General features: G+C 72.7%; 12 protein-coding genes. 4 read left to right on the top strand and 8 right to left on the bottom strand.

The features are described 5' to 3' along the window. Positions 1 to 19 precede the first annotated feature (19 nt). Positions 20 to 1,939, top strand: coding sequence for a potassium transporter Kup (locus tag EIM48_RS02120; RefSeq protein ID WP_233581611.1), 1,920 nt, complete (start codon positions 20 to 22; stop codon positions 1,937 to 1,939). 66 nt (positions 1,940 to 2,005) lie between these two features. Next, positions 2,006 to 3,031, top strand: a complete 1,026-nt coding sequence (gene ruvB / locus EIM48_RS02115) for a Holliday junction branch migration DNA helicase RuvB (protein ID WP_019398273.1) — start codon at positions 2,006 to 2,008, stop codon at positions 3,029 to 3,031. Between the two features lie 185 nt (positions 3,032 to 3,216). Here ruvB and pdxA read toward each other — a convergent pair whose 3' ends face one another. The 6 genes from pdxA to EIM48_RS02085 form a co-directional block, all read right to left on the bottom strand. Next, positions 3,217 to 4,200 carry a 4-hydroxythreonine-4-phosphate dehydrogenase PdxA gene (gene pdxA, locus EIM48_RS02110; protein ID WP_125108458.1) on the bottom strand — a complete coding sequence of 328 codons (984 nt, stop codon included), beginning with the start codon at positions 4,198 to 4,200 and terminating at the stop codon, positions 3,217 to 3,219. Between the two features lie 3 nt (positions 4,201 to 4,203). After that, positions 4,204 to 5,535: a peptidylprolyl isomerase gene (locus EIM48_RS02105; RefSeq protein WP_028915968.1), complete on the bottom strand. Its 1,332-nt coding sequence runs from the start codon at positions 5,533 to 5,535 to the stop codon at positions 4,204 to 4,206. Positions 5,536 to 5,539: 4 nt separating this feature from the next. Next, positions 5,540 to 7,852: an LPS assembly protein LptD gene (gene lptD, locus EIM48_RS02100; protein ID WP_083852408.1), complete on the bottom strand. Its 2,313-nt coding sequence runs from the start codon at positions 7,850 to 7,852 to the stop codon at positions 5,540 to 5,542. 105 nt (positions 7,853 to 7,957) lie between these two features. After that, entirely contained in the window at positions 7,958 to 8,869 is a 912-nt protein-coding gene (locus EIM48_RS02095; protein WP_028915967.1) for a histone deacetylase family protein, read from the bottom strand. Between the two features lie 52 nt (positions 8,870 to 8,921). Then, a complete protein-coding gene (locus EIM48_RS02090) occupies positions 8,922 to 9,485 on the bottom strand; it encodes a cob(I)yrinic acid a,c-diamide adenosyltransferase (protein WP_019398278.1) in 564 nt (187 codons plus the stop codon). Positions 9,486 to 9,491: 6 nt separating this feature from the next. Continuing rightward, positions 9,492 to 10,085, bottom strand: coding sequence for a hypothetical protein (locus tag EIM48_RS02085; RefSeq protein WP_019398279.1), 594 nt, complete (start codon positions 10,083 to 10,085; stop codon positions 9,492 to 9,494). Positions 10,086 to 10,188: 103 nt separating this feature from the next. Here EIM48_RS02085 and ubiH point away from each other — a divergent pair, with 103 nt between their 5' ends. Together ubiH and EIM48_RS02075 are read left to right on the top strand one after the other, a co-directional pair. Next, the gene (gene ubiH, locus EIM48_RS02080; RefSeq protein WP_125110985.1) at positions 10,189 to 11,388 is read left to right on the top strand and encodes a 2-octaprenyl-6-methoxyphenyl hydroxylase; all 1,200 of its coding nucleotides are present in this window, start codon (positions 10,189 to 10,191) and stop codon (positions 11,386 to 11,388) included. Beyond that, entirely contained in the window at positions 11,385 to 12,560 is a 1,176-nt protein-coding gene (locus EIM48_RS02075) for a UbiH/UbiF family hydroxylase (RefSeq protein WP_019398281.1), read from the top strand. The genes ubiH and EIM48_RS02075 overlap by 4 nt, the downstream gene beginning before the upstream one ends. 1 nt (position 12,561) lies before the next feature. Here EIM48_RS02075 and EIM48_RS02070 read toward each other — a convergent pair whose 3' ends face one another. Then, complete coding sequence (locus tag EIM48_RS02070; protein ID WP_019398282.1) at positions 12,562 to 12,936, bottom strand: hypothetical protein; 375 nt, start codon at positions 12,934 to 12,936, stop codon at positions 12,562 to 12,564. 68 nt (positions 12,937 to 13,004) lie between these two features. Beyond that, on the bottom strand, positions 13,005 to 14,150 hold the full coding sequence (locus EIM48_RS02065; protein WP_028915964.1) for a Gfo/Idh/MocA family oxidoreductase: 1,146 nt from the start codon (positions 14,148 to 14,150) through the stop codon (positions 13,005 to 13,007). Positions 14,151 to 14,298: the final 148 nt, after the last annotated feature.

Genomic DNA, 14,298 nt, shown 5'->3' with positions numbered 1-14,298 from the left:
GCGCTAAGGTTCGCCCGCCATGTCCGCAGCGTCATCGCCTTCCCACGCCGGCCACGGGCCCGCCGCCCACGGGCCCGGCGGCTCGCACCTGGCCCTGGTGCTGGGCGCCATCGGCGTGGTCTTCGGCGACATCGGCACCAGCCCGCTGTACACGCTCAAGGAAGCGTTCTCGCCGCACTACGGCCTGTCCAGCGACCACGACACCGTGCTGGGCGTGCTGTCGCTGGCGTTCTGGTCGCTGATGGTGGTGGTCACGCTGAAGTACGTGACCATCATCATGCGCGCCGACAACGACGGCGAGGGCGGCATCATGGCGCTGATGGCCCTGGCCCAGCGCACCCTGCGCAACGGTTCGCGCTCGGCCTACGTGGTCGGCATCCTCGGCATCTTCGGCGCCTCGCTGTTCTTCGGCGATGGCGTGATCACCCCGGCCATCTCCGTGCTCGGCGCGATGGAGGGCCTGGAAGTGGCCGCGCCGGGGCTGCACAACTTCATCGTCCCGCTGACCATCGTGGTGCTGGTGGTGCTGTTCGCCAGCCAGCGCTTCGGCACCGCCAAGGTCGGCAAGGTGTTCGGCCCGGTGACCATGCTCTGGTTCGTGGCCATCGCCGCGATCGGCGCCTGGAACATCATCAAGGCCCCCGAGGTGCTCAAGGCGTTCAACCCGTGGTGGGCGGTGCTGTTCTTCGCCGACCACGGCTGGCACGGCGTGTTCATCCTCGGCGCGGTGGTGCTGGCGGTGACCGGCGGCGAGGCGCTGTACGCGGACATGGGCCACTTCGGCGCGCGCCCGATCCGCCACGGCTGGTACTTCTTCGTGCTGCCGTGCCTGGTGCTCAACTACCTGGGGCAGGGCGCGCTGGTGCTGGAGCACCCGGAACTGGTGCGCAACCCGTTCTACGAGTCGGTGCCGGGCTGGGCCCTGTACCCGATGATCGTGCTGGCGACGATGGCCGCGGTGATCGCCTCGCAGGCGGTGATCACCGGCGCGTTCTCGATCGGCCGCCAGGCCATGCAGCTGGGCTACATCCCGCGCATGCGCATCAAGCACACCTCCAGCGAGGCGATCGGCCAGATCTACGTGCCCGGCATCAACTGGATGCTGATGGTGATGGTGATCGGCCTGGTGCTGGTGTTCCGCAGTTCCTCCAACCTGGCCGTGGCCTACGGCATCTCGGTCTCGGCCACGATGCTGATCGACACCCTGCTGCTGGCGCTGGTGGCGCGCGCGCTGTGGCCGGCCGGGCGGCGCTGGATCCTGGCCCTGTGCGTGGCGTTCTTCTTCATCGACGTGGCCTTCGTGGTCGCCAACGGCGCCAAGCTGCTGCAGGGCGCCTGGTTCCCGGTGGTGCTGGGCCTGGTGCTGTTCACCCTGATGCGCACCTGGCGCCGCGGCCGCGCGCTGCTGCGCGAGGAGATCCGCAAGGACGGCATCCGGGTGGACACCTTCCTGCCCGGCCTGATGCTGGCGCCGCCGGTGCGGGTGCCCGGCACGGCGATCTTCCTCACCGCCGATCCCGGCCTGGTGCCGCACGCGCTCCTGCACAACCTCAAGCACAACAAGGTGCTGCACGAGCGCAACGTGTTCCTGACCGTGGAGACCCTGCCGGTGCCGTATGCGCCGGTGGAGAAGCGGATCCGGGTCGACGCGATCGGCGACGACTTCTACCGGGTGCTGGTCCGCTTCGGCTTCATGGAGACCCCGGACGTGCCGCTGGCGCTGATGCGCGCCTGCGACCGCGACGGCCTGTCCATGGACCCGATGGACACCACCTACTTCGCCAGCCGCGAGAACGTGGTCGCCGGCGCCCGCCGCGGCATGCCGACCTGGCGCGACAAGCTGTTCGCCTTCATGCACCGCAACGCCGCCCCGGCCACCGGCTTCTTCCGCATCCCCGGCAACCGCCTGGTGGAGCTGGGCGCGCAGGTGGAGATCTGAGCCGGCGCGCCAGCGCGGACCGCCCGGGTCTCGGCACGCGCGACCGGCACCGGCCATAATCCCCGCATGAGCGAACACCGCAGCATCCTCGGCGCCGGCGCCACCCGCGAGGACGAGGCCCTGGAAGCCTCGATCCGGCCGCAGCGACTGGACGAATACCTCGGCCAGCAGCCGGTCCGCGAGCAGCTGGGCATCTACATCGAGGCCGCCCGCGCCCGCGGCGAGGCCCTGGACCACGTCCTGATCTTCGGCCCGCCGGGCCTGGGCAAGACCACGCTCAGCCACGTCATCGCCAACGAGCTGGGGGTGAACCTGCGGGTGACCTCCGGCCCGGTGATCGAGAAGGCCGGCGACCTGGCCGCGCTGCTGACCAACCTGCAGCCGCACGACGTGCTGTTCATCGACGAGATCCACCGCATGTCGCCAGTGGTCGAGGAAGTGCTCTATCCGGCGATGGAGGACTTCCAGATCGACATCATGATCGGCGAGGGCCCGGCCGCGCGCTCGATCAAGCTGGACCTGCCGCCGTTCACCCTGATCGGCGCCACCACCCGCGCCGGCCTGCTGACCGCGCCGCTGCGCGACCGCTTCGGCATCGTCCAGCGCCTGGAGTTCTATACGCCCGAGGAGCTGACGAAGATCGTGCGCCGCTCGGCGCGGATCCTGGGCATCGACTGCGAGCCGGAGGGCGCCGGCGAGATCGCGCGCCGCGCCCGCGGCACCCCGCGCATCGCCAACCGCCTGCTGCGCCGCGTGCGCGACTATGCCCAGGTCAAGGCCGGCGGACGCATCGACAAGGAAGTGGCGCAGGCGGCGATGGCCATGCTCAAGGTCGATCCGGAAGGCTTCGACGAGCTGGACCGGCGCCTGCTCAACACCATCATCGGCCACTTCGACGGCGGCCCGGTGGGCGTGGAATCGCTGGCCGCCTCGCTGTCGGAGGAGCGCGGCACCCTGGAGGACGTGATCGAGCCCTACCTGATCCAGCAGGGCTTCCTGGTGCGCACCGCGCGCGGGCGCATGGCCACGCCCAAGGCCTACCGCCACCTCGGGCTGACGGTGCCTGCGCGGGATACCGGCGAGCTGTTCTGACGCTGCGGCGCAAGCCCGTCGCCCGGACACGGGCGCAGGCCGCTTCCGGGACGGGCGCGTGACGCGGTCCGGCGGTGGATCCGCAGCGCGTGGCAATGCGCCGGGCCCGCCAGCGCCCGGGCACTGCCGCAGTGCGGCGCGCCTTGCCTACCCTGGCTACGGACTCTCCCCGGGAAAGGGGGACCTCAGCTTTGCTGCATCCGCTGCGCCGCCATCCGCGCGCAGGTGGCGACCGCGGCTTCCAGGCTGGAGGGATCGGCCAGGCCCTTGCCGGCCAGGTCCAGGGCGGTGCCGTGGTCGACGGCCACGCGCGGGTAGGGCAGGCCCAGGGTCAGGTTCACCGCGCGCTCGAAGCCGCTGTACTTGAGCACCGGCAGGCCCTGGTCGTGGTACATGGCCAGTACCGCGTCGAAGCCGCGCAGCTTGCCGGGCAGGAACGCGGTATCGGCCGGCAGCGGGCCGGCCAGGCGCATGCCCGCGGCGCGCAGCGACTCCAGCACCGGGGTGATGACCTCGATCTCCTCGCGCCCGAGGTGGCCGTCCTCGCCGGCGTGGGGGTTGAGTCCCAGCACCGCGATCACCGGCTCGGCGATGCCGAAGTCCTCGCGCAGGGCCCGGTGCAGGATGCCGAGCACCCGCCGCAGCAGGCCGGCGTCGATCGCGTTGGCGACCTCGCGCAGCGGCAGGTGGGTGGTGGCCAGTGCCACCCGCACGATGTCGTTGGCCAGCATCATCACCACCTCGCGGCCGGCATGGCCGGCCAGCAGCTCGGTGGTGCCGGTGTAGGGGATGCCGCCCTCGTTGATGGTCGCCTTCTGCACCGGCCCGGTGACCATGCCGTGGAAGCCGCCGCGCACGCAGCCTTCGGCGGCGCCCAGCAGGGCGTCGACGACGGCGCGGGCATTGCGCGGATCCGGGTGGCCGAACTGCACGGCAACCGCATTGCGGACCGGGTGCAGCGGCAGGTCGCCCGGGCGGCGGGCGACGGCGTCGGCGGGCAGGAGGTTCAGCGGCAGGCCCAGCGCCGCCGCGGCGGCCTGCAGAAGCCCAGGATCGGCGAGGGCGACCAGGCTGCAGTCGCGGCGCGGGGCCTGGGCCACGCGCACGCACAGTTCCGGGCCAACCCCGGCCGGTTCGCCGGGAACCAGCGCCAGCCGGGGCAGTGCCATGGCTCAGTTGGCGACGGGCTCGGCGCGGTCGCCGGCGCGGAACACGACGTACGCCTCGCCCCGCAGCTCCTGCAGGTAGCGCTCGTATTCCTCTTCCAGCTTGCGGCGGCCGATGGTGTCGCGGACCCGGGCGCGGCGGTTCTCGTCGGTCACGTCGGTCTCGCGCTGGGCCAGGCGCTCGATGATGTGCCAGCCGGCATCGGTGCGGAACGGCTGCGAAACCTGGCCATCCTCCAGCGCGGTCACCTGGCTGCCGAATTCCGGGCCGTAGGCATCGGCCGGGAACCAGCCCAGGTCGCCGCCCTGGCCGCGGGTGTTGTTGTCCTCGGAGGCCTCGCGCGCCACTTCCTGGAAGTCGGCGCCGCCGGCGATGCGCGCGCGCAGGGTGTCGATCTTGGCGCGCGCGGTGGCCTCGTCCTGGCGGTCGTTGACCCGCACCAGGATGTGGCGCACGTGGTACTCGGTGACGGTCTGCGCCGGCGCCTCGCTGCTGTCGCGCACCTCCGACAGGCGCAGCAGCTGGAAGCCGCTGGGGCCGCGGATCGGGCCGAGGATCTGGCCCGGCTGCAGGTTCACGATCTGCTGGGCGAAGGCCGTGGGGATCTCGTCCAGCGAGCGCCAGCCCAGGTCGCCGCCTTCCAGCGCGTTGGGGCTGTCCGAATAGCGCACGGCGGCGGCGGCGAAGTCCATCTCGCCCTTGTTGATGACGTTGAGGATGCCCTCGATCTTGCGCTGGCCGGTGGCGATCTGCTCCGGGGTGGCGCCGTCGGGCAGGGCGACCAGGATGTGCGCCAGGCGGTACTGGCGGCTGTTGCTCGCCTCGCGCTCCAGCGCGGCGTCGACCTCGGCCTCGCTGACGTTGATGCGCGAGATGAAGTTCTGGCGCAGGCGCTGGATGGTGATTTCCTCGGCCAGCGAGCGGCGGAACTCCTCGAAGGACAGGCCGTCGGCGGCCAGGCGCTGGCGCAGGCCGTCCAGGGTCAGGCCGTTCTGCTGGGCGATCGCGGCGACGGTCTGGTTCAGCTCCTGCTCGCTGACGCGCACACCCTGCTGGCGCGCGCGGGCGACCTGCAGCTTGTTCAGCACCAGCCGCTCCAGCACCTGGCGCTCGAGCACCGGGCGCGGCGGCAGCTGGTTCTCGCGGCCGGCGTACTGCGCCAGGATGTTGCGCACCGCCAGGTCCAGCTCGCTCTGCAGGATCACGTCCTCGTCCACGATCGCGGCGATGCGCTCCACCGGCTGCAGCTGCTGCTGGGCCTCCTGGGCCACGCCGGCGACGGGGAGGGACAGCATGGCGGAAGCCGCCAGGAGAATCGCGGAAAGGCGTCGGCTCATGGACTCACGGGATGAGGTTCGGATCGTAGTCGTCCGGATCGGGCGTGGTGTTGCTGGGCGGGACCAGGTACAGGTCGTCGCGGTGGTAGCCGAGAATAGCACGGCGCAGGGTGCGCTCCGTGTCCTGGCCGGCCGAGCCCAGGCCCTTGAGCACGAATTCCACCTGCAGCGCGTTGTCCAGCTCGCCCTCGCGGTTGCGCACGTAGCGGCGGGCGATGGCGCGCACCGCGAAGCAGCAGCTGTCCCACTGCACGCCGGCGATCGCCTCCAGCAGCTTGTCGCTGGAGATGGAGTGGTAGTAGCGGCCGACCAGGCTCCAGGTCGGGTTGATCGGGTACAGGAACGAGAAGTCGGCCTGCTCCAGCAGCCCGCGGCGGTAGCGGTAGCCGAGGTTGACCACGCCGTCGTCCGGCCACAGGTAGCGGGCGCGGACGCTGGCCAGGTCCTCGCGGCGGAACTTCGGGTCCCACTGGTAGGAGGCGCCGAGGTTCCAGCGGTCGTTGATCATGTAGTTGGCGTCGGCCACCCAGGCCGACTTGCCCTGCGCCACCGGGGTCTCGTTCCTGAGCACCACCCGCGAGTCCTGGAAGTAGCGGATCTGGCCGAGGCTCAGCGACAGCTTCTCGCGGCCGTCGGACTGGCGGATCAGGCGCGAACTGAGGGCGATGGTCAGCTGGTTGGCGTCGGTCTGGCGGTCGGCGCCGGAATAGCGGTTGTCGCGGAACAGCTGGCCCCAGCTGAAGGTGAACGGCCGGGTGTCGAACACCGGCAGGTCGTCCTGGTCGCGGTACGGCGCGTACAGGTAGAACAGGCGCGGCTCCAGGGTGTGCAGGAAGCGCTCGCCGTCCCAGCTGGTCTCGCGGTCGAAGTACATGCCGGCGTCGAAGCTGGCGATGGGCAGGCTGCGGGTGGGGTCCTCCGCGCCGCGGAGGCCCTGGTCGGGGTCCAGCAGCACGCCTTCCTCCAGGCGGTAGGAGGTGTAGCGCCAGGCCAGGGTCGGGGTCGCGTACCAGGCCGGACCGCCCAGGCGCGCGGACACGAACGGCTTCAGGTCCAGGCGCTCGCCGCCGCTGATCCGCGAGTCCGGGTGCGCGAAGTGCACCGCCTCGGCGTACATGCCCGCGTCGATCCAGCGGCCCAGCGGCTGCTGCCAGGTGCCGTAGATGCGCGGCAGGCGGCTGAAGGGCAGGTCGGCGTCGCGCAGGGTGTAGTCGGTGCGCTGGAAGTGCTCGACCATGGCGCCGGCGTTCCAGTGCTCGGCGGTGCCGAACACGCCGGCGGTGCTCTGCAGGTAGGACGCGGAGACGCCGGCCAGGCGGCTGGAGAAGTCCTCGACGAAGCGGTCGTCGCTGACCCAGGCGAGGTTGGCGCGCGCCTGCCAGTGGCGGTCGATGTTGTGGTAGCCGCTGAAGCGGAAGCGGCCGCGGTCGCGGTCGCGCAGGTCGTCGTCGGGCAGGAAGCCGCCCTCGAGGATGCCGCGGCCGCCTTCGTAGAGGTAGCGGAACTCCGCGTCCAGCATCAGGCCGCGCTTGGTCATGATGCGCGGCGACAGGGTCGCGTCGTAGTTCGGCGCCAGGTTGAGGTAGATCGGCTGGCTGTAGTCGAAGCCGTCGCGGCCGGAATTGCTGACCGACGGGTACAGCAGGCCGGTGCGGCGGCGGTCGTCCACCGGGAACTTGATCCACGGCACGTACAGCACCGGGAAGCGGCCCATGCGCAGCACCGCGTTGCGGGCCACGCCGAAGCCCTCGTCGTTGTCCACGTCGATCCGCTGCGCGCGCAGCTCCCAGGCGCGCTGGTCCGGGTCGCAGGTGCTGTAGGTGGAGTGGTACATCTGCCCCACCGGGCCGCGCATGGCGATCGAGTCGGCGCCGCCGTTGCCGCGCCGGTCCACCAGCTGGTAGCGGATGTTGGTGATGACGTGGCTGTCCTCGTCCTGGTTGCCCTCGGCGCGGTCGGCCACGATGCGGATGCCGGAGTCCTGGTAGCGCACGTTGCCCTCGGCCACGTAGCGCCCGGTCTCGGTGTCGAAGCTCAGCTGGTCGGTGCCCAGGAACTGGTCGCCGCGGACCAGGGCGACGTTGCCCTGGTACTTCGGAGTGGTCTCGGTGCCGCTGAGTTCGTCGCCCTCGATGTCGGTCGGCTGCTCGTTGCGGGTCTGCGCCGCGGCCGGGTCCGGCGGCGGCGCCTCGCTGAACGGCGGCAGCACGTCGCCGACCGGGCACAGGCCCCAGTTGAGCGGCTTCTCGTCGGCCATGGCGGGCAGGGCCAGGGCTATGCCCAGGGCCAACGGCAGCAGGCGCAGGGAGGTTCGCAGGGGGCGTCGCACGAGGGAAGGGGCATCCGGGCCGGAAATCGGCGGTAGCTTGCCGGATGCGGGTGCATGCGGGCAATGAACGGCCGTCCCGCGGCCGGCCCGGGTTCAGCCGCCGAGGGCCTTGACATGGGCCACGCAGCACTCGGCCAGGGCGTCGAGGTTGTAGCCGCCCTCCAGCATCGACACCAGCCGGCCCTGGGCATGGCGCAGGGCGATGCCCAGCAGTTCGGTGCTCAGCCAGGCGAAGTCGTCCGCGTCCAGCATCAGGTCCGCCAGCGGGTCGGCCAGGTGCGCGTCGAAGCCGGCGGAAACCAGCAGCAGCTGCGGGCGGAAGTCGTCCAGCATCGGCAGCAGGTGGTCGGCCCAGGTGTTGCGGAAGCGGAAGCCGCCGCTGCCGGGCGGCAGCAGCACGTTGTGCAGGTTGCCCACCCCGCGCTCGCGGTTGTGGCCGGTGTGCGGGTACAGCCCGGACTGGTGGGTGCTGAAGTAGGCCACCGCCGGGTCCTCGCGGAAGATCGCCTGGGTGCCATTGCCGTGGTGCACGTCGAAATCGACGATGGCGATCCGCTCCAGGCCGTGGCGGTCGCGGGCGTAGGCCGCGGCCACGGCGATGTTGTTGAGCAGGCAGAAGCCCATCGGGGTGTCGGCGGTGGCATGGTGGCCGGGCGGGCGCACCGCGCAGAACGCGACCCGCTCCGGGCCGGCCATCGCCGCGTCCACCGCGGCGATCCCGGCGCCGGCGGCGTGCACGGCCGCGCGCGCCGAGCCGGGCGAGACCACGGTCTCGGCATCGATGTGCTGGATCCCGGACACCACCGGCGCCAGCACCTGGTCGACCATCTCCGCCGCATGCACCCGGCATAGGTCGCCGCGCGCCGCGGCCGGGGCCTCGCGCCAGTCCAGGCCAGGGCAGTGGTGCTGCAGGGCCTCGATCACCACCTGCAGGCGGGCGGGCTGTTCCGGATGGTCCGGGCCGGTGTCGTGGGCCAGGCAGGCGGGATGGGTCCAGGCGAGCATGGGCCCACGCTACCGCGCGCCGCGGGCCGGCGCCATAGAACCTGTGGAGGGGTCAGGCCCCGGGATGGCGCCGCTCATGGCGCCACAGCACCTCGCCCTCGCCGGCGGCGCGCGCCAGCACCCGGGCCAGCACGAACAGCAGGTCTGACAGGCGGTTGAGGTAGCGCAGGGCCTCGCCGCGGACCGCCTCGGCGCGGGACAGGGCGACCGCCTCGCGCTCGGCGCGGCGGACGATGGTGCGGGCCAGGTGGCAGCGCGCCGCGGCCTCGCCGCCGGCCGGGAGGATGAAGTCCTTCAGCGGCGGCAGGGCCTCGTTGTAGCGGTCCAGGGCCTGCTCCAGGCCGGCCACGTCGGACTCGGCGATGGCGGCGTGGCCGGGGATGCACAGCTCGCCGCCGAGGTCGAACAGCTGGTGCTGGACCGTGGTCAGCAGCTGGCGCACGTCGTCCGGCACGTCCGGCGCGGCCAGGACCACGCCAATCGCGGAATTGGCCTCGTCCACGGTGCCGTAGGCGGCGACCCGCAGCGAGTCCTTGCCGGTGCGGCTGCCGTCACCCAGCCCGGTGCTGCCGTCGTCGCCGGTACGGGTGTAGATCTTCGACAGCCGGTTGCCCATGGCGCCTCAGCCGGCGGCCTGGCTGCGGTCCAGGCGCAGCGCCGGGGCGATGCGCTCGGCCGCCACCTGCAGCGCGGCGGCGATGGCGGTGTAGGTGGCGGCGGTGCCCACGTAACCGGGCAGCCAGTCCATGAAGTTCTTCCACCAGCCGGCCACGGTCGGCTCGGCGACCACGCCGCTGTACCAGTAGAAGGTGCCCTGGGCGACCAGCTGGCAGGCGACCACGGCGACCAGGAAGGCGCCGAGCAGGCGCCCGGCCTGGGCCAGGCTGGCCCCGTCGTAGCGGCGGCGCAGCCAGCTGCCGCCGGCCCACAGCGCGCCGTAGGCCGGGATCAGGCCCCAGTAGGCGGCCGAGACGCAGTAGTGGTCCCAGAACGAGGCGGCCTGGCGCGAGATCACCATCCAGTCCACGCCCATGGCCAGCGCCATCAGCACCGGGAAGACCCAGCGTCCCCAGCCGCGCAGGGCGAAGCCGGCCACGAAGAACACCGCCCAGCTGGCGTCCGGCGGCGAGAAGTGGTCGAACACGTGGGCGCGCGAGGCGGCCATCAGCAGGGCCAGGACGGACAGGACGAAGAGGCGTTGGCTGGTGGCGGTCATTGCACGGGGCCTGGTGGATAACGTGGCCGGCATTCTAGCCGAGGGCGTGGCGCCGCGTCGGCCGCCGCCGCGGCGCATGCACGGCGCCGCGTATCATGTGCCGATGATCCGAACGCATGATGTCGTGATCGTCGGTGGCGGCCTGGTCGGCGCCAGCCTGGCGATCGCCCTGGACGGGCTGGCGCTGGACGTGGCCCTGGTCGAGGCCACCCCGGCCGGCGAACTGCCGGCTGTCTTCGACCAGCGCAACCTGAGCCTGGCCCAGGCCTCGGTCAACGCACTGCAGGCGCTGGGCGTGCTGTCCAGCCTGCAGGCGCCGGCCGGCCCGATCCGCCGCATCCACGTCAGCCGCGCCGGCGACTTCGGCCGGGTGCAGCTGGACGCGGCCGACTACGGACGCGAGGCCTTCGGCCAGGTGGTGGTGGCGCGCGACTTCGGCCAGGCGCTGGAGGCACGGCTGTCCCGGGTCCAGGGCCTGGTGCGCTACCGCCCGGCGCGCTTCGCCGGTCTGGAGGAGGCCGGCGACGGCGTCCGCGGCCTGCGCCTGGAAACCGGCGAAGGCCCGCTGTCACTGCGCACCCGCCTGCTGGTGGCGGCCGACGGCACCGGCAGCGCGGTGCGCGCGGCGCTGGGGATCGGCGTGCGCCGCCACGACTATGGCCAGACCCTGTTCGTGGCGCGCGTGCGCGGCGAGCGCCCGACCGACGGCACCGCCTGGGAGCGTTTCACCGACAGCGGTCCCACCGCGCTGTTGCCGCGCGGCGACCGCGCCTTCGGCTTGGTCCACGGCGTGCCCTCCGCGCAGGCCGCGGAAGTGGCCGCGCTGGACGAGGCCGGCTGGCTGGCGCGGATCCAGTCCGCGTTCGGCTGGCGCGCCGGCCGCTTCCTCGCCGCCGGCGAGCGCAGCGCCTACCCGATCGCGCAGGTGCTGGCCGCCAGCCTGGTGGCGCCGCGCGCGGTGCTGCTGGGCAATGCCGCCCAGACCATCCACCCGGTGGGTGCGCAGGGCTTCAACCTGGGCCTGCGCGATGCCCTGACCCTGGCCGAGCTGCTGCGTGCTGCGCCGGCCGATCCGGGCGCCGAGGCGCTGCTGGCGCGCCATGCCGAACGCCGACGCGAGGACCGCGAACGCACCCTGGCGTTCTCCGACGGGCTGGCGCGGCTGACCTCCAACCCCTCGCCGCTGCTGCGCCCGCTGCGTAGCCTGGGCCTGCTGGCCGCCGACCGCGCCGCCTGGCTGCAGGCCTGGCTGGTCGGCGGGGCCATGGGCTTCCGCGGCGACGTGCCGGAGCTGTGCCGATGAGCCGCGTGCGCCTGGACGTGGTGGTCGCCGGCGGCGGCGTGGTCGGTGCGGCCTGCGCCCTGGCCCTGGCGCGTGCCGGGCTGGAGGTGGCCCTGGTCGAGCCGCGCCCGGCGCCGCGCTGGTCGCGCGAACAGCCGGACCTGCGCGTGTACGCACTGGCGCCGGACAACGCCGCGCTGCTGCAGCGCCTGGGCGTGTGGCCGCAGGTGCTGGACGCGCGTGCCCAGCCCTACCGCCGCATGCGGGTATGGGACGCGGCCGGCGGCGACGAGCTGGTGTTCGATGCCGCCTCGATGGGCCGCCCGGAGCTGGGCTGGATCGTGGAAAACGACCTGCTGGCCGACCGCCTGTGGGCGGCCCTGGCCATTGCCGGCGTGCGTTGCCACACCCCGGCGCGGGTGGAGGCGATGGAGCAGGACCCGGCCGGCGTGCGCCTGCGCCTGGACGACGGCACCCGGCTGGAGTCGCGCCTGGCGGTGGCCGCCGATGGCGCCGCGTCGGCGCTGCGGCGCCTGGCCGGGCTGGAGGTCGACGCCCACGACTACGGCCAGCGCGGCGTGGTCGCCTACATCAGGACGGAGCAGTCGCACCAGGCCACCGCCTGGCAGCGCTTCCTGCCCACCGGCCCGCTGGCGCTGCTGCCGTTCACCGATGGCTTGGCGTCGATCGTGTGGAGCCTGCCGGATGCCGAGGCGGCGCGCGTGCTGGAACTGGACGAAGAGCGGTTCGCGATCGAGCTGGGTGATGCCTCGGCCGCTCGCCTGGGCAAGGTGGAACTGGCGTCGAAGCGCGCCGCCTTCCCGCTGCGCCGCCAGCTGGTGCGGCAACAGGTTGCCGGGCGCGTGCTGGTGCTGGGCGACGCGGCGCACGTGGTGCATCCGCTGGCCGGGCAGGGCGTGAACCTGGGCCTGCGCGACGTGGCGGCGCTGCAGGACGAAGTGGCCGCGGCGCTGCGCCGCGGCGCCGACTGGACCGCGCCACACCGGCTGCAGCGCTGGGAGCGGCGGCGCCTGAGCGACAACACGGTCTCCGCGCACGCGTTCGAGGCGATCAATACCGTGTTCTCCAACGCCCACCCGGTGCCCACCCTGCTGCGCGGGCACCTGCTGGGCCTGGCCGGTCGCCTGCCGCCGCTCAAGCGCGCGCTGTGGCGGCACGCCGCCGGGCTCTAGCTCAGCGGATCCAGCCGGACAGTTCCGCCCGGTCCAGGTGGCCGTCGCCGTTCTCGTCGACCGCGCGGAACTCCGCTTCCAGGGTGGGATTGGCCGCGGCCTCGCGGCGGTCGATGACGCCGTCGCCGTTGGCGTCCATGGCATCGAAGTCGATGCGGTACTCGCCGACCACGCTGTCCGGTTCGTAGGAACGGACGACGACGCGCTCGTCGTTGCCGCGCTCGATCACCACCATGCCGCTCTGCCGCTGCATGGGCGCGGCCGCCGGCGGCGGCGGATCGGGCGGCAGGGGCAGGGTGGCGGCCTGGGCCAGCGCGCCGCCGCTGGCGGCGGCCAACAGCAGCGCGGCGGCGAGGTGGGCAGGGGTCCGGCTCATGCTTGGCTCCTGGGTCCGGTGCGGGGGCCTGAGCCTGGAAGCAGCACGGTGAAGCGCGGATTAACCGGCTACAGCACGATGCGGCGGCCGCCCTCGCGCGCGGAGGCGTAGACCGCGTCGACCACGCGCATGTCGCGCAGGCCTTCCTCGCCCGGAACCAGCGGCGGCCGGCCCTCGAGGATCGCCAGCGCGTCGTTGTCCATCTGCAGCGCCTGCTGGTGCGGCACGCCGCCGTCATCGAACAGCTGGCCGTCGCTGGTGCGGCCGGCCAGGCCGTTGTAGGTCTGGAACGGCTCCAGCTGGTACCAGCCGCGCTCGCAGTCGGCGCGCAGGAGGTTCATGTTGCGGCCGAAGCTGGTCGAGCACTCCGCCACCAGGCCATCGGCGAACTCCAGGGTGAAATGCGTGGTCTCGTCCACGCCCTCGAACAGGTGCGGGCGCGTGGTCCCGCTGCGCGCGCTCACCGCCACCGGCTCCTGGCCGGTGATGTAGCGCGCGCCCTGCAGCGAGTACACGCCCATGTCGTACATCGCGCCGCCGCCGTGCTGCGGCAGCAGGCGCCACGGCTTGTTGGCCGGGTCGACGTCGTCGTAGGCGTGGAAGCCGGCGTCGGCGCGCACCTTGAGGATGCGCCCGTACGGCTTCTCCTTCGCCATCGCGCGCAGGCGCAGGGTGCTGGGCTGGTGCTGCAGGCGGTAGCCGATGGCCAGCTGCACGCCGGCGGCGCGGCAGGCATCGATCATCTCCTGGGCCTCGGCGGCGTCCATCGCCATCGGCTTCTCGCACCACACGTGCTTGCCGGCGGCGGCCGCGCGCAGGGCCAGCGGCTTGTGCAGGTCGTTGGGAGTGACGATGTAGACCGCCTGGATGTCCGGGTTGCCGGCGATGCGGTCGAAGTCGTCGTAGCTGTAGACGTTGCGGTCGGGAATGCCGTACTTGCGCTGCCATTCCGGGATCTTGTCCGGCGAGCCGGTGACGATGCCGGCGAGGTGGCAGTTGCGGGTCAGCTGCAGCCCTGGGGCAAGCAGGTTGGTGGCGTAGTAGCCCAGCCCGACCAGGGCCACGCCGATCGAATCCGGGCGGCGGCCGGCGTGGGTGCCGCGGGCCGCGCCGGCGACCGGGCGCGGCGCGGCCGAGGCGGGCAGGGCGGCGCCGATGCCGGCGCCGGCCATGGCGGCCAGCAGGTGGCGGCGGGTCAGTCCGGTGTCGAGCATGGTCCCTCCATATAGATGGTGTGCGTCGTGCGGATGGTCGCCGGCTGGCGGACGGCACACGATGCCACAGGCCGGGCGGACGCCGCGACGCCGGCGTATGCCGCCGTGCCATCCTTGCGCCTGCCGGCGCGAAGGGGGACGGAGGTTG

This window comes from Pseudoxanthomonas sp. SGNA-20 (genome assembly GCF_003931635.1).
Taxonomy (GTDB): domain Bacteria; phylum Pseudomonadota; class Gammaproteobacteria; order Xanthomonadales; family Xanthomonadaceae; genus Pseudoxanthomonas.
This window is presented reverse-complemented; position numbering and strand designations above follow the sequence as displayed.